The organism is Staphylococcus sp. EG-SA-2, from assembly GCF_017152085.1.
Genome location: NZ_JACYHC010001136.1, coordinates 1 through 684, shown reverse-complemented (window position 1 = coordinate 684; position 684 = coordinate 1). Strand labels below are relative to the sequence as shown.

General features: G+C 33.3%; 1 pseudogene. It reads left to right on the top strand.

Annotated elements, in window-relative coordinates:
• A pseudogene (locus IDG60_RS18880) lies at positions 1–684 on the top strand (transcriptional regulator AryK); the annotation flags it as partial.

Sequence of the window (684 nt, the reverse complement as noted above, 5' to 3'; positions counted from 1 at the left end):
ATGCATTTGAATCAGTATGACTCACGAGATTATATCGATGCATTCAAAGTATTTATCCATCACGTTGCCCTGCATGTCAGTCATAGAAAAGATTTGAAGTTCAACTTGTATGTGACGACATTGCACAATGCTTTGATTGAAATGATTGATTATTTTAAAGCGTTATTCCCTAATGGTGGCTTGTACATTCACTTAGATCAAGCTACGGAAAGACATCTACCATTGTTGAAACGACTTGAGCCACACATCGACCATTTTGTATTTGATGCCAATTCAAATGATGCTGTTGATTTTAATAAAATGAATGATGATGAATTTAAAACCGCGAGTCAAATGATTATTAATAAAACGAATTACTTTATCGACTTAATACATCGTCATAACCTAAAGCGTCCACTCATTTTACTCAATTGGAATACATTGACGGGTGATACATTTATAACCAACGGCGAATATTTTAGAGGTGGTATCATCATTGAGCAGTTATTAAAGTTAAGCTCTAAAGTAGAGGGTATCGGGTATTGGTTGAATTATGATTTGCACGTTAGTCATTGTAAAAATGAACGGGATTATATGAATTCTATTGAACTGTTTCATCAATATAATGGAAAACGTCCGGTCTATTTCACGGCATTGCTATTTAATAAATTAACAAGCAATATTTTGTATTCTGATGATACATGT